The organism is Salegentibacter echinorum (assembly GCF_900129445.1).
Lineage (GTDB): Bacteria > Bacteroidota > Bacteroidia > Flavobacteriales > Flavobacteriaceae > Salegentibacter > Salegentibacter echinorum.
Genome location: NZ_FQVT01000001.1, coordinates 375,692 through 399,174, shown reverse-complemented (window position 1 = coordinate 399,174; position 23,483 = coordinate 375,692). Strand labels below are relative to the sequence as shown.

18 protein-coding genes are annotated in these 23,483 nt (G+C 38.0%); 11 read left to right on the top strand and 7 right to left on the bottom strand.

Translation table 11 applies throughout. From position 1 onward, the window contains the following. Positions 1-80: 80 nt before the first annotated feature. The 6 genes from BUA71_RS01845 (at position 81) to yidC (ending at position 5,888) form a co-directional block, all read left to right on the top strand. Positions 81-653, top strand: coding sequence for a carboxymuconolactone decarboxylase family protein (locus BUA71_RS01845; RefSeq protein WP_072876128.1), 573 nt, complete (start codon positions 81-83; stop codon positions 651-653). A gap of 14 nt (positions 654-667) precedes the next feature. Beyond that, the gene (locus tag BUA71_RS01840; protein WP_072876126.1) at positions 668-1,534 is read left to right on the top strand and encodes a histidine kinase; all 867 of its coding nucleotides are present in this window, start codon (positions 668-670) and stop codon (positions 1,532-1,534) included. Next, positions 1,531-1,902: a response regulator gene (locus BUA71_RS01835; protein ID WP_072876124.1), complete on the top strand. Its 372-nt coding sequence runs from the start codon at positions 1,531-1,533 to the stop codon at positions 1,900-1,902. Before BUA71_RS01840 ends, BUA71_RS01835 begins: the two co-directional genes overlap by 4 nt. Further along, positions 1,899-2,135, top strand: a complete 237-nt coding sequence (locus tag BUA71_RS01830; protein WP_072876122.1) for a DUF3820 family protein — start codon at positions 1,899-1,901, stop codon at positions 2,133-2,135. Before BUA71_RS01835 ends, BUA71_RS01830 begins: the two co-directional genes overlap by 4 nt. Positions 2,136-2,324: 189 nt before the next feature. Then, a complete protein-coding gene (locus BUA71_RS01825) occupies positions 2,325-3,959 on the top strand; it encodes a CTP synthase (RefSeq protein ID WP_072876120.1) in 1,635 nt (544 codons plus the stop codon). 51 nt (positions 3,960-4,010) lie between these two features. After that, positions 4,011-5,888, top strand: coding sequence for a membrane protein insertase YidC (yidC, locus tag BUA71_RS01820; protein WP_072876118.1), 1,878 nt, complete (start codon positions 4,011-4,013; stop codon positions 5,886-5,888). A 486-nt stretch (positions 5,889-6,374) separates the two neighbouring features. Here yidC and dapA read toward each other — a convergent pair whose 3' ends face one another. Next, positions 6,375-7,256, bottom strand: coding sequence for a 4-hydroxy-tetrahydrodipicolinate synthase (gene dapA / locus BUA71_RS01815; RefSeq protein WP_072876116.1), 882 nt, complete (start codon positions 7,254-7,256; stop codon positions 6,375-6,377). Between the two features lie 349 nt (positions 7,257-7,605). On the opposite strand from dapA, the gene BUA71_RS01810 reads away from it, so the two are divergent. Together BUA71_RS01810 and BUA71_RS01805 are read left to right on the top strand one after the other, a co-directional pair. Further along, entirely contained in the window at positions 7,606-8,373 is a 768-nt protein-coding gene (locus BUA71_RS01810) for a 5'-nucleotidase C-terminal domain-containing protein (RefSeq protein ID WP_072876114.1), read from the top strand. A gap of 4 nt (positions 8,374-8,377) precedes the next feature. Beyond that, positions 8,378-9,286: a bifunctional metallophosphatase/5'-nucleotidase gene (locus tag BUA71_RS01805; RefSeq protein ID WP_072876112.1), complete on the top strand. Its 909-nt coding sequence runs from the start codon at positions 8,378-8,380 to the stop codon at positions 9,284-9,286. Between the two features lie 227 nt (positions 9,287-9,513). On the opposite strand, the gene BUA71_RS01800 is transcribed toward BUA71_RS01805, so the two are convergent. After that, entirely contained in the window at positions 9,514-9,972 is a 459-nt protein-coding gene (locus BUA71_RS01800; RefSeq protein ID WP_072876110.1) for an Lrp/AsnC family transcriptional regulator, read from the bottom strand. 160 nt (positions 9,973-10,132) lie between these two features. Between BUA71_RS01800 and BUA71_RS01795 the strand changes: the two genes are divergently transcribed. Beyond that, complete coding sequence (locus tag BUA71_RS01795; protein ID WP_072876108.1) at positions 10,133-11,332, top strand: aminotransferase class I/II-fold pyridoxal phosphate-dependent enzyme; 1,200 nt, start codon at positions 10,133-10,135, stop codon at positions 11,330-11,332. Between the two features lie 115 nt (positions 11,333-11,447). Here BUA71_RS01795 and BUA71_RS01790 read toward each other — a convergent pair whose 3' ends face one another. The 3 genes from BUA71_RS01790 to BUA71_RS01780 all read right to left on the bottom strand — a co-directional run bounded on the left by BUA71_RS01790 (position 11,448) and on the right by BUA71_RS01780 (position 16,627). Continuing rightward, positions 11,448-12,635 (bottom strand): acetate/propionate family kinase, encoded by a 1,188-nt coding sequence (locus tag BUA71_RS01790; protein WP_072876106.1) that lies wholly within the window; start codon positions 12,633-12,635, stop codon positions 11,448-11,450. Positions 12,636-12,641: 6 nt separating this feature from the next. After that, on the bottom strand, positions 12,642-14,735 hold the full coding sequence (pta, locus tag BUA71_RS01785) for a phosphate acetyltransferase (RefSeq protein WP_072876104.1): 2,094 nt from the start codon (positions 14,733-14,735) through the stop codon (positions 12,642-12,644). Positions 14,736-15,142: 407 nt separating this feature from the next. Continuing rightward, on the bottom strand, positions 15,143-16,627 hold the full coding sequence (locus tag BUA71_RS01780) for an MDR family MFS transporter (protein WP_072876102.1): 1,485 nt from the start codon (positions 16,625-16,627) through the stop codon (positions 15,143-15,145). A gap of 751 nt (positions 16,628-17,378) precedes the next feature. On the opposite strand from BUA71_RS01780, the gene BUA71_RS01775 reads away from it, so the two are divergent. Further along, positions 17,379-18,815: an exonuclease domain-containing protein gene (locus BUA71_RS01775; protein WP_072876100.1), complete on the top strand. Its 1,437-nt coding sequence runs from the start codon at positions 17,379-17,381 to the stop codon at positions 18,813-18,815. Positions 18,816-18,918: 103 nt separating this feature from the next. On the opposite strand, the gene cphA is transcribed toward BUA71_RS01775, so the two are convergent. Continuing rightward, positions 18,919-21,537 (bottom strand): cyanophycin synthetase, encoded by a 2,619-nt coding sequence (gene cphA / locus BUA71_RS01770; RefSeq protein ID WP_072876098.1) that lies wholly within the window; start codon positions 21,535-21,537, stop codon positions 18,919-18,921. Between the two features lie 92 nt (positions 21,538-21,629). Between cphA and BUA71_RS01765 the strand changes: the two genes are divergently transcribed. Further along, positions 21,630-22,505, top strand: a complete 876-nt coding sequence (locus BUA71_RS01765) for a cyanophycinase (RefSeq protein ID WP_072876096.1) — start codon at positions 21,630-21,632, stop codon at positions 22,503-22,505. Here BUA71_RS01765 and BUA71_RS01760 read toward each other — a convergent pair. Next, positions 22,493-23,425, bottom strand: coding sequence for an isoaspartyl peptidase/L-asparaginase family protein (locus BUA71_RS01760; protein ID WP_072876094.1), 933 nt, complete (start codon positions 23,423-23,425; stop codon positions 22,493-22,495). The genes BUA71_RS01765 and BUA71_RS01760 overlap by 13 nt on opposite strands. Between the last annotated feature and the right edge of the window lie 58 nt (positions 23,426-23,483).

Genomic DNA, 23,483 nt, shown 5'->3' with positions numbered 1-23,483 from the left:
TATATTGGGATGATTTAAAAAAATTAATTTACTTCGTGCAATCTTTATAAACCCAATTTCTATTTCAAATTTCTACTAAAATGAATTCAACCGCGCGTTACCCTATGGTTTCCTACGAGGAGGCTACCCCAGAGGTTCAGACCATTTACGATGACACTAAAAAAACACTACAACTTCCCTTTGTGTTAAATTGGTTTAAATGCCAGGGAGATAATGCTACACTTTTAAAAGGCAATTGGAGCAAATTAAAGAACACCTTAATGGAAGGTGAGGTTCCAAATGTCTTAAAACAGTTAATTATTTACAATGTATCGAAACAACGTGGCTGCAGCTATTGTTCTCACGCTCACGGTATTTTTGCCGATAGTATGAGTGCGATGATTTCTGAAGAAAAAGGCTTTAAAGCTACTGAAAATATGAACTCCCCTTCTATGCCTGCTAGTTTTCGTACCGCTGTTAAAATTGTTACCAGCGCTGCGCTAAATCACAATGAAGTTTCAGACCAGGATTTTGCTGAATTGGAAAAAGCGGGATTTTCTAAAAAAGAAATCCAGGAACTTATGGCCCAGGCAGATTTGGTAAATATGCTTAATACAATAGCCGATGTTTCAGGAATTAAAATAGACAACGAGCTACTGGAAACTCCAGAATAAGGTTCTGTTAACGTATGAAATCTTTAGAAAATAAAAACTCCAGGGTTTACCGCATCACTTATGAAACTTATTCCAAATTCAGCAACAATTTAAATTCTTGTAAAAATCTGGAAGAAGTTTCACAAGTCGCTGTGCGTTTTCTAAAATACCTGCTAAATTTTCACGTTTTTAGAATCAGCTTAAATCAAGACGGCAATTTTTTAGTCTATTCTCAAAACAATATTCGTGGGGAATTCAGTCTTATTTCCGAAGAACATTTACTTCCTCACGAAATAAAAATCCTGGAAGATGGCATTCCGGTTAAGTCTCAAAAGATTCCGTCTATTTTAATAAAAGATATTCCCAAAATAAATCTTGTTCATCCAAGTTTATGGTGCTGGAGTTTTAAAAAAATGGAATTACATTTTACCGTTTCCCTGGTAGCCGATGCGAACAAGCCTTTTGATGTTGGAGATATCGAAATGCTAAGATTGATTAGCGACAGTTTTCAGGCAAAATTTCAAGAGATCTATTTACAAGAGCAATTAGATCATAAAAACAAGTCGCTGCTACAAGCGCTAGATTTAATTAAGAGCCAGAACGCAAAAATCCATAAGATTGTAGAGAACCAAAAGCAGGTTATTGAAGAACGTACTAAAGAAGTAGTGGAAAAAAATGAAAAATTACTCCATATTTCAGCTTTAAACGCCCATAATGTTCGGGAACCTTTATCGAGAATTCAAGGAATTGTTCAGCTCTTTGAAGTTTTTGACGATGCAACTTGCAGAACAGAACTGGTTCCCAAGCTCATACAATCTTCTGACGAAATGGATCAAGTTTTACAGGAAGTCATCAAAACTGCCACTACAGAATTAACCCAATTAAAAGCAAAGGAATTATGAATTCCATTATTTTAATAGACGACCAGCCCATCGCTAATTTTATTACCCGAAAACTACTAGAGGTAGCGGGTTTTAAAGAACAGGTTTTAGACTTCACCAATCCTCTGGAAGCTTTAAAATTTGTAGGTGAAAAACAGGCAAGCCTTATTTTTTTAGATTTGAATATGCCCGAAATGAATGGCTGGGAATTTCTAGATTCTTTAAACCTTAAGAAGCATCCACATAAGATTATCATCCTTACATCCAGCACCAGCGAGATAGATTTACAAAAATCCAAAGAATATCCTTCAGTTGTGGAATATGTGGAAAAGCCGTTGAATAAAGATAAAATTTCTGAACTTTCCTTTCTGCTACAACAGGTTAAATGAGCATCACACCAAACCGCAAAGCCCTTTTAGAACTCGCACATGCCAAAATGCACTTTGGAAAATACAAAGGTTCCTACTTAAGTGATATCCCCGAATACTATTTGGTTTGGTACCGGCAAAAAGGTTTTCCCGAGGGTAAACTTGGCCGGCAAATGAGCGAGGTATTCGAACTAAAAGTGAATGGAATGGAAGGCTTGCTTAGGGATATACGTAGAAAGCTCCCCAAACCCTAAGGTTTTCCAGCCTTAGTGCCCAGCTTAACTTCTTTATTCCGAAGAAAATAAAAGCTGAATTTTAATTAAAATCTTCTGTTTTTTGACTGTGGATATGCTGTAAAAATATTCAGTTTAAAATTAACGCCCTTTCTATTCTTCTTCGTAATTTAGCGCCCTGAATAAAACAACGCAACAAAACCTTCAAAAATGGCCGAAACCAAGTATATTTTTGTCACGGGCGGCGTTTCCTCTTCTTTAGGAAAAGGAATTATAGCAGCGTCCCTGGCAAAATTATTACAAGCGCGTGGGTTTAAAACCACTATTCAGAAACTGGATCCCTATATTAATGTTGATCCCGGAACTTTAAATCCCTACGAACACGGGGAGTGCTACGTGACCGAAGATGGGGCAGAAACCGACCTGGATTTGGGGCATTACGAACGGTTTCTAAATGTAAATACTTCGCAGGCGAACAATGTCACTACCGGCAAAATCTACCAAAGCGTTATAGAGAAAGAACGCCGTGGTGAGTTTTTGGGAAAAACAGTGCAGGTAGTTCCACACATTACCAATGAAATTAAAGAACGTATTCAAATTCTAGGTCAGGATGATGAATATGACATTGTAATTACTGAAATTGGCGGTACTGTGGGCGATATTGAATCCCTACCATATATTGAAGCCGTTAGGCAACTAAAATGGGAATTGGGGGATAAAAATGCGCTGGTTATTCACCTTACCCTTGTGCCTTATTTGGCCGCAGCGGGCGAACTTAAAACCAAGCCTACCCAGCACAGCATTAAAACCTTAATGGAAAGCGGTCTTAAAGCCGATGTATTGGTGTGCAGAACAGAGCACGAACTTTCTGATGATATTAGACGTAAACTGGCGATTTTTTGCAATGTAAGACAGGAAGCCGTGATACAGAGTATTGATGCGGCAACTATTTATGATGTTCCTAATCTAATGCTACACGAAGGCCTGGATACCGTTACTTTAAAAAAACTACATCTACCCGACGAAACCACACCAAATTTAGAACATTGGAACCAATTTTTAAACAGGCATAAAAATCCCAAAGCCGAAATTACTATTGGTTTAATTGGGAAATATGTAGAATTACAGGATTCTTATAAATCTATTTTAGAAGCTTTTATTCACGCCGGTGCAGAAAATGAAGTAAAAGTAAATGTAGAAAGTATTCATTCAGAATTTATCAATGAGAATACCATAGAGCATAAATTTGCGCACTTAGATGGTGTTTTGGTAGCCCCAGGTTTTGGTGAGCGCGGTGTAGAAGGAAAAATTGATGCGGTAAAATATGCCCGTGAGAAAAAGTTGCCATTTTTAGGAATTTGTTTGGGTATGCAAATGGCGGTAATAGAATTTGCAAGAAATGTATTGCAGCTAAAAACTGCCAATTCTACCGAAATGGATCCCAACACAAAACATCCTGTGATAGACCTTATGGAAGCACAAAAAGAAGTCACCCATAAAGGCGGCACTATGAGACTTGGCGCCTGGGATTGCGAACTTAGTTTAGCTTCTAAAGTGCACGAAGCTTATGGTAAAACCGAAATTAAAGAAAGGCACCGTCATCGTTACGAATACAACAATAAATACAAAGTACAACTGGAGAAATCTGGCTTGTTAAGTACCGGTATAAATCCAGAAACAGGGCTTGTAGAAGTCATCGAGTTAAAGGATCATCCCTGGTTTGTAGGAGTACAATATCACCCGGAATATAAAAGTACTGTGGCAACACCCCACCCTATTTTTATCGCGTTCGTAAAAGCCGCTTACGATTATTCAAAAAATAAAAAAAATGCCAGTCTGGCATAAAAACAATAATGGTCGGTTTATTGACCAATGCAAGTTATAGTTTAGAAAAGCATGGAAGAAAAGAAATTTGATGTTCAATCCTTAATTGGATTTATACTTATTGGTGGAATTCTACTTTGGATGTTATACAACAATAGTCCAACCGAAGAAGAATTGGAATCGCAACAGGAAACCGAACAGGTAGAAGTTCCCGGTAATACAGATGCTAATGAGCCTCAACAGGCAAATCAACAAGAACAATCTGCTCCAGCTACCGACTCTACTGCACTTGCCAAGGCTAATGAACGTTTGGGAGCTTTTGGATATTCTGCCAGTCTTCCGTCTGCTAAAGAACACACTACCGTTATCTCTAATGATGTTTTAGAGCTGAAAATAGATAATAAAGGGGGTTATATTTCTGAAGCCAGGTTAACCAACTTTAAAACTTATGATTCTATTCCGCTTTATCTTATTAAAGATGGTAATGCATCTTTCAATATTAACTTTACAACTACAGACGGCAGAAATTTAGATACTGAAAATCTTTATTTTGAACCCGAAGTGACCAAAAATGGAGAGAACCATATACTTTCCATGAAATTAAAGGTATCTGAAGACGCTTTTTTAGAGTACAGGTATGTGCTGAAACCGGGTGAATATATGTTAGATTTTAGCATACGTTCACAAGGACTTAGTGGAGTTTTTAATAGTTCACAGGATATTAATTTAGATTGGAAACTTAAAGGCTATCGTCACGCCAAGAGTATTTCTTATGAAAACAGGTACACAGATCTTATTTATGAATATGATGGTGGCGATGATGATAATTTAGGAGCCGGCGATCACGAAGAAGCTGAAGATGAGGATATTTCTTATGTAGCTTTTAAACAACACTTTTTCACTTCCATTTTACTTACTGATACAAATTTTAAACGAGGAAGATTCACCTCAGAAAACCTGGTACAGGACGAAGAAGTAGATACTGTTTATACTAAAAAGTTCTCTGCGAGTTTACCTTTAGAATTAAATGGCGGGGAACTTAACTACAATATGAACTGGTACTATGGTCCCACAGATTATAAAATTTTAAACGATTATAACCGTAACCTGGATGAAATAGTTCCGCTGGGCTGGGGAATTTTTGGTTGGATAAATAAATATGTATTCATTCCTTTCTTTGCTTTCCTTAGCGGAGTTCTACCCAGCTACGGGATCGCGATTATCGTGATGACTATTGTGGTGCGTATTGTGCTTTCGCCCGTAACCTATAAATCTTATCTCTCACAAGCCAAAATGAAGGTGCTAAGGCCAGAGATTAATGAGATTAATGAAAAGTATAAGGACAATGCGATGAAGAAACAGCAGGAAACCATGAAGCTGTACAGTAAAGCTGGCGCCAGCCCTATGAGTGGGTGTTTACCGGCTTTAATGCAAATTCCGGTTTTCTATGCCTTGTTCCAGTTCTTCCCAAGTGCATTTCAAATTAGGCAAAAAAGCTTTTTATGGGCAGACGATCTTTCTAGCTATGATGTTATCGCTAATTTACCGTTTAACATTCCGTTTTATGGTGACCACGTGAGCTTATTCCCTATTTTGGCTTCTATCGCGATTTTTATTTATATGATGATGACCACGGGACAAAATATGCAACAAGCCCAACAGCCTGGAATGCCCAACATGAAGTTTATAATGTACTTATCACCGCTGTTTATGCTTATTTTCTTCAACAATTACGCCAGTGGACTTTCTCTGTATTACTTCACGTCTAACTTAATTACTATAGGGATTATGTTAGTGATTAAGCACGTAATCATTGATGAAGATAAAATTCACGCAAAGATCCAGGCCAACAAGAAAAAACCTAAAAAGCAAAATAGGTTTACCCGTAAGATGCAGGAAATGATGGAGCAGGCTGAAGAACAGAAAAAGCAACAACAAAAGAAAAAGTAAGCTTTAAAATAGAACCTTTAGTGTAAGAAAAAGCACACTGAAGATTAAACAAAATTGCCACGTTCTTGCAGAAATGCAAAACGTGGCATTTTTTCTTTAGTTTGTGGTTTGAATTTCAAATCGACACTATCAAAACATCAATGTTAATCACCTGTCTTTCGTGCTTCTACATCGTTTATTGACTTAATATTTAAATCAATGTATTACAGATGTTTAATAGCTATCGCTTAAAATTAAATAAGTCAAAAAGACTTTAAAGCCCCAAGAAAGAAGAGAGTCAAGCCTATGGGATTAAATGAATTAAAAGCGCTCCTTCCCTTCGCAGGGAAGGTGGCTTCTTATGCTATACGGAAGAAGTCGGAAGGGTTAACAGGTAAGGTGAATTCAATAAGGTAAAATTAGTTTATCCTAAAAATCATTGAAATCTTAAACATTTCTGGCAATTTCCAATGCCTCTAATGTGAACCCACAACTCACAACCTCCACTTAAGCTTCCAGGTTTTTAAGAAAATCTGATATTTTTTGCTGAAGTTCGGCGCTTGCTTTCACCAGTGGTAATCTTAGATAATTCTGAATAATATTCTTTTGAGCTAAAATCGTTTTAATTCCGGCGGGGTTCCCTTCAGCAAAAATAAGCTCCATAGACTCCAGGAGCTTATACTGAATTTTATAAGCTTCTGTAGCCTCATTAGCTAAGCCCAGAGAAACCAATTCAGAGAATTCGGAAGGTAAGCCCTGGCCAATTACCGAAATCACTCCTTTTCCTCCGGCCAATATCATAGGCAGGGTAAGCATATCTTCTCCAGAAATAACCAGAAAATCATTCGGGACCAGGCTAATCAATTTCATAGCCTGTGCCATATTACCAGATGCTTCTTTTACTCCAATGATATTCGTACAATCGGCAGCGATTCTGGCAACAGTTTCCGGCAACATATTAGACGCAGTCCTACCCGGCACGTTATAAAGAATTATAGGTAATTCTGTGGCAGCCGATACCGCTTTAAAATGCTGGTAAATTCCTTCTTGAGTTGGTTTATTATAAAATGGTGATACAGATAAAATTGCATCAAAACCTGTAAAATCGCCAGATTTTAATTCCTCACAAACGGCAAGGGTGTTATTAGAACCAACCCCCAATACCAATGGTAATCTTTTATTATTTTGTTTTATCACCGTCTCTTTCACCAATTGCTTTTCGGCCAAAGTAAGGCAGGCATATTCGGCGGTTGTCCCTAATACAACAAGATAATCTACCCCATTTTCAATTTGAAATTCCACCAGGTTTTCCAGTGCGGCTACATCTACCGAAAGATCTTCGTTAAAAGGGGTGACTAAAGCTACACCCATGCCAATAAATGATTCCATTGCGATTTTTTATTTTAAAGAAATTAAAGTCTTGCCCGTTCCTTAAAGTAGGATTAGACAAAAATCTAGTGCACAAATGTATTTATTTTGTTATTGGTGTAAACTACAAATAGCACTTAGATTTATTACTTTCAAACATATTTAACAGCTTTATTCTTTCTGTTAAAAAAGAAACAGCTTTTTACATTTGCCGGGAGCCTTGAACTTTGGACTTTAAAAAAACACATCTCAAATAATCTATTTATCTTTGCAGCTTCCAAACACGTTTTATGAAAATACCAGAGCTTTATTCTTCAGCTTTCAATTACCTAACTTCCCTCCTGGTTTTTATTCCTAATACATTTTCAAGATGAACTCAAAAAACACTTTAAAAATTGGCTGTTTTTTATTAATAGGTATCCTTTTAACGGCCTGCAAAGAAAATGATTTGCAAACAGTTAAAATTGAAGGAAATCGCATAGAAATAAACAAAGACCTATCGGAAGATGCTGCGATCACCAAATTTATAGCACCTTACAAAAAGCACCTCAACAATACCTTAGACAGCGCCCTGGCCTATAACCCAAAACATATGGTAAAAAGTGACGGGGATTTAAATACTGCGGTAGGTAATTTGATGGCAGATATTGTCATGGAACAAACCAATCCCATTTTTAAAAACAGGACCGGCGAAACACTAGATATGGTTCTGCTGAATTATGGCGGAATAAGATCTGGACTTAACAAAGGAAATGTTACTACCCGAAGCGCCTATTCCTTAATGCCTTTTGAAAATGAAATTGTAGTGACAGAGCTTACCGGCACCAAAATTAAAGAGATGCTCAATTACCTGGAGAAAGCTAAAACCGCGCATCCGGTTAGTGGAATTAAAATTATCATGAACCGGGATTATAAGGTTAAAAAGGCGCTTATAAATGGTAAGGAGATTAAAGAAAATGAAAATTATTATATAGCTACTTCCGGCTATTTACAGGAGGGCGGCGATAATATGAATTTCTTTAAAAATCCTGTAAATCTTTATAAAATAGATTACAAGATACGAAATGCGATGATAGACTATTTTAAGAAGGTAGATACGCTAAGTTTTAAAAAAGACCAGCGTTTTATTAGAAAATAATATTATGAAGAGAAGGAATTTTATTCAGCAAACTTCGGCAGCAACCGCTTTAGTAGGTCTTGGCGGACTTTTATCGCTATCTTTTGCTCCAAACACTCAAAAGCATATTACAATTCTACACACCAACGATGTGCACAGTCATATTGAACCTTTCCCGCCAGATGATTCCCGAAACCCAAATATGGGCGGCGTGGCACGAAGGGCCAGTCTAATAGAAAAGATTAAAATGGAAAATCCGAATACCCTTTTATTTGATGCCGGGGATATTTTTCAGGGAACTCCTTATTTTAACTTTTATGGAGGAGAACTCGAATTCAAACTTATGAGCAAAATGAAGTACGATGCTACCACTATTGGAAATCATGATTTTGATAACGGCATAGACGGACTTTACGCACAGTTACCTCACGCCGATTTCGATTTTATAATCTCCAATTACGATTTTAGTAATACGATTATGGATGGCCATACCAGAGACTATAAAATCTTTAAAAAAGACGAAGTGAAAATTGGTGTCTTTGGACTGGGTATCGAATTAAAAGGTCTGGTAAATGATAGCCTTTACAAAGAAACCAGGTATCTAAACCCCATTGAGATAGCGCAGGATACTGCAAGGAATTTAAAGCAGCGAGAGAATTGTGATTTGGTGATTTGTCTTTCTCATTTGGGCTACAGCTATAAAAGTGATAAAATCTCTGATATGAAATTGGCGAAAAACACAGAGAATATTGACCTCATTATTGGAGGGCACACGCATACATTTTTAGACAAACCCACGGTAACTAGAAATAAAATAGGTAAAGAAGTACTGGTAAATCAGGTGGGATGTTACGGTCTGTATTTGGGAAGAATAGACTTTTACCTGGATGATAGATCTAGTTTAAAAGCCAACGGATTAAAGATTGAAGTATAGGATAATAACCACTATTATCCGATAAAGAAACGTTTCGTTAAAGAGAAAAGACTCAATTCTAACTAACTGAAATTCTACTTTTCATAAGTATATTCTTCAGTTAGCTCTTTTTCGTGAAGATTTCAAACAGTAAGGAGGGCAATTATGAGATCACTTTTAGGCTTTGCTATAAAAGAGAACACACTAGTTAGTTAGGTTTTTATCTGACATTAATGGTTACTGACCTTTTAAAGTGGCAATGCCGTAGTATTCTTTACAGGATTAATTACAAAGGTACTTTGGGTGCTCCCTATATGGTCCAGACTGGTGAGCTTTGTCACCATAAATTCGCGATATGCCGGCATATCCTTAACCAGTATTTTTAGAATATAATCATATTCCCCGCTTACGTGGTAACACTCCAGCACCTCATCTAATTTTGCTGCTTCTTTTTCAAACCTGGTGAGATAGGCTTTTGTATGCTGAATAAGCTTTATTTGGCAGAAAACCATAAAATCTTTTCCCACCTCCTCTGGCGCGACAATAGCTACATATTTTGAAATTATCCCTTTGCGTTCCAGCCGCTTTACCCGCTCAAAGACCGCAGTTACCGAAAGTTTTAAGTTATTCGATATTTCCTTATTGGTCATTTTACTATCCTGCTGTAAGAATTTTAAAATGTCGAGATCTTTCTGGTCTAATTTCATTTTCAGAATATTTTTCTAAGAACTATCTAATTTATAGAATTAAAAGAATATAAAACTGAAATATAAATTAATTTTAGTTTTATATTCTATAAACACCCCACACTATTGATTTTTGATTCGAATATGCTATTATTTTGAAAGACACCTAAAATCAATAGCAATGAAATATAAGCCGGCAAATAATATTCAGGATTTACAGTATTTCGGAGAATTTGGAGGGATAAATCCATCTATTTCAGATTCCTCGACTTACACGTTTCTTTCAGCAAAAACAATGTTCGATACTTTTGAAGGCAATGCAGAAGGCTGTTACCTTTATTCCAGGCATTCTTCTCCCTCCAATCTCTATTTGGGCGAGGCATTGGCTGCGATGGAAGGTACCGAAACCGCAACTGTGGCAGCCAGTGGGATGGGCGCTATCACTTCTACCCTACTTCAGCTATGCCAGACGGGAGATCATATTGTTTCCAGTCGCACCGTTTATGGCGGTACTTATACGTTTTTAAAGAATTTTATTCCGAAGTTTAACATCAACACTTCTTTTGTAGATATTACCAGACCAGAAATGGTTGAAGCAGCCATTACCAAAAACACCAAAGTACTTTATTGTGAGACCGTAAGCAATCCCCTGCTGGAAGTAGCAAATCTTAAAGTCCTGGCTGAAATTGCTAAAAAACACCAGCTTACTTTTGTGGTAGATAACACCTTTTCACCACTTTCTATAAGTCCGGCGAAACTGGGCGCCGATGTTGTTATTCACAGTTTAACCAAGTTTATAAATGGTAGTAGTGACACGGTTGGCGGAGTAACCTGCGGTAGTAAAGAATTTGTCAATTCCCTGCGGAGTGTAAACGATGGCGCCAATATGCTTCTTGGACCAACCTTAGATAGTTTTAGGGCGGCTTCTATATTAAAAAATCTACGCACGCTGCATATTAGAATGAAGCAACACAGCCAAAATGCCATGTATTTGGCCCAACGTTTTCAGAAGGACAATTTAAAAACCGTTTATCCGGGTTTAAAAAATCACCCTGGGCACGAAAGTTTTAGAGCCTTAATGAATGAAGACTATGGTTTTGGTGGACTCCTAACGATAGATGTTGGCAGTTTGGATAAAGCCAATGAACTTATGGAACTTATGCAACAGGAAAACCTGGGTTACCTGGCGGTGAGCTTAGGCTTTTACAAGACCCTCTTTAGTGCTCCCGGCAGTTCTACTTCTTCTGAAATCCCTGTTGAAGAACAGGAAGCCATGGGATTGAGCAACGGCTTAATTAGGTTTAGTATTGGCTTAGATAACGATATAGAACGCACTTATAAGCGCATGAAAAAGTGTATGCAGATAGTAGGAGTTTTGTAATAAGTTGGCAGTCACAGTAAAAAAGTCTCAGTGGGCAGTTGTAATAGGCAGTCGCCGTGGGCAGTAAAAATAACTACATCCTGCGGCTGCCTGTTCTTATTTTAATGAGTTAATTTTAAAAAACCAAATTGTAAGTTTGCTGCGCGATTTCAAGTTCTTCATTGGTAGGTATCACCATAACTTTCACTTTGGCTTCTTCCTTATTGATAAAACGAACCTCTTTAGCACGAACTTTATTCTTCTCCTCGTCCAGCACTATTCCGAAGAAATCCATTTCTTTACAAGCTAAGCGTCTTATAACATCACTGTTTTCGCCAATTCCTGCGGTGAAAATAATAGCATCCACTCCGTTCATAGCTGCGATATAAGAGCCGATATATTTTTTAATCCGGTAGGCGTTCATTTCAAGCGCGAGCTGGCACTGGCGGTTTCCATTTTCGGCTTCTTTCTCAATCTCTCTTAGATCGCTATAACCGGTGAGGCCCAGCATCCCGCTTTCTTTTTGTAAAAGCTTACTTACCTCTTCAAAGCTATATCCCAACTTATCGACCATGTGAAAAATCACCGAAGGATCGATACTTCCGCTTCGGGTTCCCATTATCAAACCATCTAAAGGGGTAAACCCCATAGAATGGTCTATACTTTTCCCATCTTTTACTGCGGTCATGCTACACCCGTTCCCCAAGTGAATACTAATTAATTTTGATTCATCTTTCTTTAAGTGTTTTGTAGCGAGATTAGTTACATAATTATGACTTGTCCCGTGAAACCCATAAACCTGAATATGGTGTTCTTCGTAAAATTTGGTAGGAATGGCATATTGTGCCGCTTTTTTTGGAATGCTACTATGAAAGGCGGTATCAAAAACGGCAATTTGTTTTGCTTGCGGAAAAAGTTTTTCGGCCACTTCAATTCCCTCCAGGTTAGGCGGATTATGCAAGGGTGCCAGGTCGAAAAAATCTTTAATTTTAGACTTTACACTTTCATCAATTTCTACGGTATCGGTAAAAACATCTCCTCCATGAACCACTCTATGCCCTATCGCAGGAATATCTGAAACATCTTTTATCACCCCTTTATCAGCATCCATTAGCAAATTGGTAATCGCTTTTAGTGCCAGGGTGTGGTTCTCTGCCCCAATATCTTCAGAAATATTTACATCTTCTGTTCGATAATGCAATTGAGCGTGATCTAATCCTATACGTTCCACCAAACCCGAAGCCAGGGTTGTTTCACTGGGCATTTGAATTAGTTGAAATTTTAAAGAAGAACTTCCTGAATTTATAATTAAGATATTTTTCATGTCAAATTAAATTCCTTGCGCCTGGATGGCAGTTAAAATTACAGTATTATAAATATCGGCTACGGTACAACCTCTACTCAAGTCATTTACCGGTTTATTTAAGCCTTGAAGCATTGGTCCAATGGCTAGTGCTCCCGTTTCCCGTTGTACAGCTTTATAGGTATTATTTCCTGTATTTAAATCTGGAAAAATTAAAACATTGGCCTGCCCGGCAACTTCAGAACCTGGCAATTTGCTCTTTCCAACGCTTATATCTACGGCTGCATCATATTGTATTGGCCCCTCTATTTTAAAATCAGGACGCTGCTCTTTTACCAGCTGGGTTGCTTTGCGCACCTTATCTACCTCTTCTCCTTTTCCCGAGGCTCCCGATGAGTACGAAAGCATTGCAATTTTTGGTTCTATACCAAAGGCCGAAGCACTTTCAGCTGAGGAAATGGTTATCTCTGCCAGGTCTTCTGCAGAAGGGTTTGGATTAATAGCACAATCACCAAATACAGAAACACGATCTTCAAGACACATAAAAAATACTGAAGATACTACCGATACTCCTGGTTTTGTTTTTATAAACTGTAAAGCCGGTAAAATAGTATGTTGGGTAGTATGAGCCGCGCCAGATACCATTCCATCGGCTTGACCTTTATAAATCATCATGCTACCAAAATAGGAAACATCGCACATCCTGTCTTTGGCCATATCCATATTTACCCCCTTGTGTTTTCTAAGCTCATAGAAGGTTTCGGCATAATCATATAAGTTTGGGGAATTAATGGGATCTATAATATTAATTTTTTCAAAATCCAGGTTCAAGGCAAGATTGGCCGAAATCTTTTTAATATTTTCAGGATTTCCTAATAAGGTGAGTTCTACAATATCCATATCTACCAGGCGCTTTGCGGCTGTAAGAACGCGTTCATCTGTCCCTTCTGGCAAAACAATGTGTTTTTTACTTTGCTGCGCCTGTTGCACCATACTATACTGAAACATTCTGGGAGTAATACCTTGCGGTGTATAGTTCATCAAGTTTTCTACCAAAGGATCAAAATTCACATAACGCTCAAAAACGCTAATGGTAGTTTGTATTTTCTGAATGCTATCGGCATAAATATTAGACTTAATATCTCCCACTTTATTAGTAACCGCAAAAGTACCTTCTTCTACAGAGATGACAGGAACTACATCAGATAGTCCTTCAATGAGTTTCAGGATAGATTCCTCAGGAGTTAAACCGCCGGTTAATATAATCCCTGAAATTCTTGGATAATTACTGGAGATATTTGCCTGTAAAGCACCCAATATAATATCGGCTCGATCTCCGGGAGTAATTACCAGGCTTTCGTTTTTTAAGGTAGTAAGATAGTTGCGCAGCTGCATCGCCCCAACTCCAAAACTACCGGTTTGATTATCGAGAAATTTTTCTCCAAACAAAACTTTTCCATCTAGCGCTTTTACAATCTCTTTTAGGGTAGGACTCTTTAAAGTTTCTACTAATGGAATTGCGAAAACAGCGACATCTTTTGGTAAAAATTCCTGCATATTTTTTGTAGCAAGTTCCAGGTTATCTTCCTGAATTTTATTACCCACCATAGCCATCACCGGAACTTCTTTCTCGGTAAAAGCTCTAAAAGCCATTTGTTGATTCCCCAATAATTCCTCCCAGCTTTTATTATCCCCACTGGCAATGATAATAACCGGAATTCCCAGGTTTTTGGCAATTAAAACATTCACATCAAACTCAAACACACTACCTTCACCAGAGAAGTCACTACCTTCTACCAAAATAAAGTCAAACTGTTGTTCCAGTTTTTTATAACGGCTTATTATAGCGTCTATAATTTCCCCAGATTTACCTTCGTTTTCTTTTTTTATAACTTCACTTCTGGTAAAAACATAGGTATCTTCATAAGGAATGTTTAAATCAAAATAACTTAAAACCGTGTCTATATGATTATCTTTCTTCCCTTTTGGAACGTTGCCAATTATAGGTCTAAAGTAACCTACTTTTTCCATCTTACCCAGCAAGGTACGCATCAAGCCCAGGGAGATCATAGATTTTCCACTATGGGACTCTAACGTGGCTATATAAATTCCTTTGTTCATATTTTTAAATCCAGATTATTCATAAAATTTATTATATGCTTCTAGCGATTAAGCTCAACTATCCCGGGTGTTTGGGATTGATCAAAAATGAGTTTCCCGCGCTAAAAAACACTTCTCTTCAATGATGTTAATTAATTTCTAACACAAAAATAAAATTAATTCAAAGTATAAGTCCAAAACTTTAAACTAATGAATTTAAAACTGACAAGAATCAGTAATTAATTTTTAAAAGATTTTTTTTCTTCAGAAAAGTAGCATTAAATCACTGGGACCCGGGAAAGATCCAGGATCGCTGCGCTAATGCTATAAGTTCAATTTTATAATTGTTTATGCTGAAATATTCTGAAAGTCTTAAACAGATCCTGAGGTCTTTAAAATAATGGGAAGAAATTAATTCAGTTAGTTTCTTATTCTGAAGTTTTCACCTCTAATCGCTTCGGAATTAAAAGAATGATTAGAAAAGTGATAACCGCCAATATCGCCATGCCATAATAAATATGGTGATAGGCGTTGTTGATAGCGCTTTTCAGAAAGGATTCAGCTTTTTGGGAAAGGCCCGGAGATTGTAGCATTTCTAAAATATTACCATTATTTTCAGGTAATTGATACTGGGCATTTTCTATCTGATATGAAAAAGAGGTATTAAAAATAGCCCCTACAATTGCTGCACCTATGGTTTGTCCCAGGTTTCGGCCAAACATACTGGCGCTGGTTACCACACCACGCTGTTCCCAGTTCACCACCGACTGCACTCCTACCAAAACCGGCGTGGAGATCAAACCAAAGCCGGCGCCTAAAATAACTTGATTAATTACAAGCAAATAAATGGGCTGCGGATAAGAAATAAACAAAAAACTTACAGCGGCCGTCAGTACGCAAAACACCCCTATAATAGCGGTATTTCTAAAGCCAATGTGCAAATACAACCTGCCCGAAAGTGCCGAAGCAGTGGGCCAACCGATACTCATACTGGCCAAAATTAATCCCGAAACTGTCACACCTACGCCCAGGGAAGCTTGTGCAAAAGTTGGCAGGTATGTTTCCGGTCCCATAATAATGACGCCCATTCCCATAAGCGCCAGGTTTGAACCCAAAAAAGTTTTGTTAGTCCACAACCAAAGTGGCATTATGGGAGAAGCTGCCTTTCGCTCCACTTTTATGGTCAATATAGTTAGAATTATGACTACAAATAATAATCCCAGGCTCCAGCCAGAAAGCCATTCCCATTCCTGGCCGCCATTCAGTAAAAAAGTGATAAACAAAGTGAGCGTACTAAAAATTAATAAAGCTCCCAGGTAATCTATCTTTGGTTTCTTTTTATTGAGGTTTTCTTTAAGGAAAATAATAAGCAATGCTCCGGCAACAATACCAATGGGAATATTTATAAGGAAAATCCACCGCCAGTTTACAAATTCTACCATCGCGCCTCCCAGCGCCGGCCCGGCAATAGCTGAAATCCCCCAAATACTGGACAACCACCCCTGAATCTTAGAACGTTCCTTTATAGAATAAATATCGCCGGCAATGGTATTTACTGTTGCCATAACAGAACCTGCGCCAAGTCCCTGCAAGCCGCGAAAAGTTATTAAAGATTCTATATTCCAGGATGCAGCACAGGCCGCTGAACCAATAAGAAACACGACCATTCCAAAGAGTAAAATCTTTTTCCTCCCGTATAAATCGGTCATTTTTCCGTAAAGCGGAATACTGGCGGTTTGGGTTAAGAGGTAAATTGAAAATACCCAGGAAAACTTTTTAAATCCGCCAAGATCACCAACTATTTGTGGAATCACGGTAGAAACTATGGCAATATCCATCGCAGCCAAGAACATAGTGAGCATAAGGGCTGCCAGGATCCAATTTCGTTTTAAAGGAGGAGCCGAATTATTCATAATTTGCGAAGGTACATGAAAGTAAGAAGTATCTAATAGTGCTTTTGCATTTCATATATCCTATATACTTTGAGACCTAAGTACACCTTCTTTTTCGAAATTTATGCTGATGCAGCAAGTAAACTACCTCGGAATAAGCGGACGAGGTATAAAGGAAGGTTGTTTTGATTTCGAGGCAAGAGTTGGAGCATTAAAATCGCAATTATCGATTGAAATTTAAAGCAGTTTCCGGTTCAAGATTAAACCAACACTGCTATTTAATTATTCGCGAAATCCTTTACCTCCTTAATAAAACTTTTTGAATAACTATACTCGCCTCTCTGAGAGAGATAAGTTCCGTCATTGTTTATAATAATATAACCTCCACAGGGATAATGAAAAGGATTTGATCATTTTTGAAAATTTATCAATGAGTCTTAATTTATTACAATCACAGCTATGAAAATAGTAAAAATTATTCATAATAATTTAGAAAGATATATCCTTAGCAAAAATAAAATCCACTATGAATTATAATGGTACCACTAAAAAATGAAAGTGTATCTTTAGAATAATTCTCAAATTATCTATAATGCTTTTTAATAATCTGAAACGCTACCGTCTGGTCAACAAAAAATGTAGGTATTCTTCAAGTTTTAAAAGCTTGTGATATTATTATAGAATTCTTTTTAACCAAATCACTTCTTTGGACTTTATCCATTATTTAGTATTTATTCCTTCTTTATTGATTTAAATGTGTAATTTTGTAGGTATGGAAGATGTAAAATTTGCTATAACCGATATTGAAACCACTGGCGGTGGTATAAAAGGGAATAAAATCACCGAAATTTGTATCATTGTTGTTCAAAACGAAAAGGTAATAGAAGAATATGATTCTTTAGTAAATCCCAATACTGAAATTCCTTTATACATTGAAACCCTCACCGGGATTAATGACCAAATGCTTGTAGATGCACCACAGTTTTCTGAAATTGCTGCGGATATTGACAGGATTACTAAAGACTGTATTTTTGTAGCCCATAACGTAAATTTCGATTATCATATTCTTCGGGGTGAATTCAACAATTTAAATCTCACATTCGATAGAAAGCGTCTTTGCACGGTACGATTGGCCAAAAAGCTTATTCCCGGACTTTTTTCTTACAGCCTGGGAAATATTTGTACTTCTATAAACATTCCACACGTAGACAGGCATCGTGCTCGCGGGGATTGCGAAGCTACGGTAACCTTGTTTCAGCGCTGTGTAGATTTAGATAATAACGATGAAGTGCTTACCAATTTATTAAATCAGCGTACAGCGGCTTCCTACTTACCCCCACATTTTAAAGATTCAGATTTTGAAAAACTTCCCACATCGACCGGAGTCTATTTTTTTAAGGATAAAGAAGGAATTCCACTTTATATTGGGAAAGCAAAAAACATTAAAAGCCGAATAAAGTCACATTTTCAGGCAAAATCAAACAGCAAGTATAAATTAATGCAAGCTACCTATAGTATTGATTATGAGCTTACTGGTAGTGAATTACTGGCTTTACTACGCGAATCTGAATTAATCCTGAAGTTTTTCCCAAAATTCAATAAAGCGCAAAAAAAGGTAACCCGGCCTTATACGCTTACCTCCTATCATAATCAAAAAGGAATTGAACAATTTGTGATTCATAAGAATAAAATATCACCGGTGAGTTGGATGAAATTTTACACGCGTGAAGAAGCCGTAAAATTTATGGAAGAGCTCTGTATCAAATTCGATTTATGTCCCAAATATTGCGGATTGCAACGAGGTGTATCCCAGTGTAGTCATTATAAAATAAAGAGCTGTAGTGGCGTGTGCGAGGATGAAATTGATAATTCTACCTACAACCAACGTGTTTCTAAGGCTATAGATTATATTAACGAATATGAGAATTCCTGTTTACTGGTAGAAAACGGGAGAACTAAAGAAGAAAAATCATTTATTTATTTAAACAAAGGTCGTTACGCAGGTTACGGTTTTATAACCGAAACCGATGATTTTGAAAACACGGCACAATTTAAAGACTACTTAGTGCCACAAAAAAATTCAAGCTACGCTGAACGGATTGTCAACAGGTATTTAAATTCTAAGAAAAATCTTGTAAAATTAGATTTAAAACAGGTTGAGGAAGAACCTGCAGAAGAAGAACAGCAGCTACAAGAATGGTTTGGATAATTTGGTTTGAAGTTTACTAGAGCAAAATTAATTATTAACGGTTGAATCCCATAAATTAAGCTTCCGGGAACATTTTCTTCATCCAACAAACTTGTAACGTTTTCTATTTACTGTGCTCTTCTTTTTTCATTTCTACCACTACTTTAGTTACAGATGTTACATCATCACAAAAAACTACAATTAGAGCGTTTTTTTGCGCTTTTGTTATGGCTTTTTTTACAGCTTCAGTTTCAGAGGAAATTACTTCCGGTTTTAAATTGGGTTTGATCAAGTGGATACCTTTGGTGACCATTGCCAAAAGTTCATCGGCAGATTTACCACGCAAGTCTTTATCTAACCTAATAATTATTTCATCAAACATTTCTGCGGCAATTTTTCCAATTTCAATATTATCTTCTTCCCTTCTATCGCCTATTGGGGCAATAACCCCTACTTTTACAGAAGCATCCATGCCATCGGTTAAATTTTTTAAAGCACGCATTCCGGCGCGGTTATGCGCATAATCCAACAGTACTTTAAAATTTTGAAATTCATATAAATTTAGTCGTCCCGGGGTTTGCAAAGCCGAAGGAATAAAAGTTCCCAAAGCAGCTTTTATATCCTGAATCTCGATATTTTGCACGTGCGCCGCAATTATTGCCGGCAAAATATTCTGAATCATAAAAGTCGCTTTGCCACCAAAAGTTAAGGGGATGTTTTCAGCTTTAATTACCCGCATTTTTCGGGATCCTTTAAATAAACTAACGTAGCCGTTTTCGTAAACCGCGGTTATCCCGCCTAGCTCCTGCAATTCCAAAATCCTGGGATTGGCTTGCTGCATCGAAAAAAGGGCGAGTTTAGAAGATATATTCTCACGCATCGCATACACCAAATCATCGTCGGCATTTAAAATTGCATAACCTTCTGGCATCACAATCTCTGGAATAACCGCTTTGGCACGCGCTAATTGATCTATGGTGTGCACTCCTCTTAGGCCAAGATGATCTTCGCTTACATTGGTTACAATCCCCACATCGCATTGTGAAAAAGCCAATCCCGCCCGCAGCAATCCGCCGCGGGCACATTCCATCACCGCAAAATTAACAGTCGGGTCTTTTAGTACAAAATTGGAACTATCCGGCCCGGTACAATCACCTTCCTGTAGAAGTTGGTTTTGAATATAAACCCCATCACTCGTGGTATAACCCACGCGGCAGCCACTCATTTTTGCCATATGCGCTATGAGGCGTGTAGTGGTGGTTTTACCATTGGTGCCTGTGACGGCGATAATAGGAATTTTTCCGGTATCTGCTTTTTGTGGAAACAATTGCTCTACCACCGGTTCTGCCACATTTCGAGCTTTTCCTATAGTTGGCGCCAAATGCATTCGAAAACCGGGTCCCGCATTAACCTCTAAAACAGCTCCCCTGGTTTTGGATAAGGGTTTACTAATATCTTCGGTCATTATATCTATCCCGCAAATATCGAGGTCTATAATTCTGGAAATACGTTCGGCCTCGGCCACATTTTCAGGATGAACAATATCGGTTACATCTTCTGCCGTCCCCCCGGTGCTAAGGTTTGCGGTGTCTTTTAAAACTAAAACCTCATCCTTTTTTAATATAGAATTTATATTGTACCCTTTAGCCGCGATAATGGTTTTGGTGAGTTGGTTAATGCTAATCATGGTAAGCACATTTTCGTGACCGTAGCCCCTACGCGGATCCTTATTTTTTTCTTTTATCAATTGCTTTATAGTAGATTTTCCATCGCCTACCACGTGCGCCGGTGTTCTCTTTGAAGCAGCTATAAATTGATTATTAATCACTAATAACCTAAAATCGTAGCCGGAAATTTGTTGTTCCACAATAATATCATAGGAAACTTTTTTGGCTTCTTTAAAAGCTTTTTCCACGGCGGGCAAATTCTTTAAAGCGACACTAATTCCCCTCCCGTGATTTCCGCCAATGGGTTTTACCACTACCGGAAAACCAATTTCTTCACAAACTGCTTCCAGTTCTTCCATTTTAGAGACAATAGCACCGTTGGGAACACGTATTTCAGCTTGTTTCAGCATATATTTTGTGTCTTTTTTATTGCCCGCCAATTCTACACCTATAGAACTGGTTTGGCTGGTAACAGTCGCTTGAATTCGTTTTTGGTTTGCGCCATATCCCAATTGACAAAGGGAATTTTCGTTTAAGCGAATCCAGGGAATTCCCCTTTTTTCGGCTTCTGCAATAATAGCGCCGGTGCTGGGGCCCAATCTATCACGATCCCTTATTTCGCGCATACGCTGAATCTCGGGCTTTAAATCATACGGTTCATCGGCAATTAAAGCTTCGCAGATTGCTACGGAAGCTTTTGCAGCATACCTGCCTACATTTTCTTCTTCATAAGAAAAAACAACATTATAAACACCTTCTTCCCCATAACTGCGGGTCCTTCCAAAACCGGTATCCATTCCCGCCAGGGTTTGTATTTCTAATGCAATATGTTCTATAATATGCCCCATCCAGGTGCCGTCTTTTACACGTTCAAAAAAACCACCTTCATGACCTTCAGAACAATGATGTTCTTGCAAACTGGGCAAAAGTTTCTTTAAACGTTCATAAAAACCCGGGATTCTATTTGATGGTTTTTCTTCGAGATTTTCTAAATCTAAAACCATCACTATTAATTTATGACGTCTTACGGAATAATAATTTGGCCCTCTTAAAGCGGTAATTTCCCTAATCTTCATTAGAATTAATTTTTAAATTCAAAATCATTTTATTAAAACTACCTATTATTTTGAATCATAAGTTTAAATTAGTAAATAAATAACAAAGAATTATGGATGTAAAAGGTATTTTGATTATAATTGGCGGAAACGAGGATAAGGGTATAAATACCCGGGAACAGGATCATCTAGAGTTTGTAGAAGAAAGCGTATTGGCCAGGGTGGTAAAAGAAAGTGGCGGTATAGAAGCCAATATTGTTATTATTCCTACAGCATCACGAATTCCGGAAGAAGTATCATCGAATTACATCGATAGTTTTGGTCAAATTGGTTGTAAAAATCTTGCTGTGGCAGACATCCGCAACCGGGATGAATCGGAAGATGAAGAAAACATAAAGTTGATAGAGCAGGCAGATTGTATTTTATTTTCTGGCGGAAGTCAATCAAAAATTGTTCATAAAATTGGTGGAAGTACAATTCATAAAATCCTATTAGAACGCTTTGAAAAGGAAAATATCGTAATTGCCGGTACCAGTGCAGGAGCAATGTGCATGTCTAAAGAAATGATTACCGGCGGGGGCGGAAAAGAATTTTTTAATAAAGGCGCGGTAAGTATGGGCGAGGGCCTTGGTTTTATTCCTCACTTAATTATCGATTCCCATTTTATAAGACGTGGCAGGTTTGGGCGTTTGGCAGAAGCCACGGCGCGGTTTACGAACTTAATTGGAATTGGACTTGCCGAGGATACCGGCCTGGTGGTTAAAAATTGTAATTCCTTTGAAATAGTAGGCACGGGAATGGTTATTATTTTTGATGCGAGTGAACTTAGCTTTAATAATCAGGCCAGCACCAAAGTTGGGCACCCAATGACTATTGCAAATTTAAAAACCCACGTGCTTGCCAATGGCTATCATTTTGATATCTTAAAACGGGAAATACGGGTGGTACCGGTAACTAAAACGGCAAAACAGGAAAGTCAATCTTTATAGATTTTAACTCCTGCAACACCATCGGAAGTTTGAAACGCCCTGTACATTCCTTCGGTATTGAAGGGTAGGCTAATATTGGCTTCCGCATCTACAGCAATCAATCCCCCGTCACCGCCAATCTCTAAAATCCTGCGCTGAATAACTTCTTCGGCAGCTTCCTGTAAAGTCATATTTTTCATTTCCATAAGACAGGAGACATCGTAAGCCACCACGCCCCGTAAAAAATATTCCCCACTACCCGTGCAGCTTACCGCGCAGGTTTTATTGTTGGCATAATTTCCAGCCCCTGGCACCGCAGAATCCCCGAGCCTGCCAATCATTTTATTGGTCATGCCGCCGGTAGAAGTAGCGGCTGCAAGATTAGACCGACGATCACAAGCCACCGCTCCAACGGTACCAAATTTTGAATTTTTGGATTTACTGTGATCTAATTGAAACTGGGAAGAGCCTTTTATTTCCTGCCATTGCTGATAACGAAACTCATCATAAAAATATTTCGAATCCTGAAGAACATGATCCATAGATTTGGCAAATTCCAGAGCTCCCTGCCCCAAAAGAAACACATGCTGACTTTTTTCCATCACATCCCTCGCTACAGAAATTGGATTTTTAATACCTGTGAGCAGCGCAACAGCTCCTGCTTTTCTGGTTTTTCCTTCCATTATCGCAGCCTCCATTTCGTGGGTGCCATTCGCAGAAAAAACACTGCCCTTTCCGGCATTGAACAAGGCGGAATCTTCCATACACATCACCGCTTCCTGCACCGCATCTACGGCGGCTCCATCATTTTCTAACACCGTATAGCCTTTTTGCAAAGCTTCGGAAAGTACTTTTTTATACGCCTTTTCTTTATCTGGCGTCATATTTCCTTTTATCAAAGTCCCCGCACCACCGTGAAGCGCTATTGCAAACCTGGCCATATTAACTAATTTATATTCCCCGTTAAATTAGTTCATTATAAACAATTTTCGGTTTATT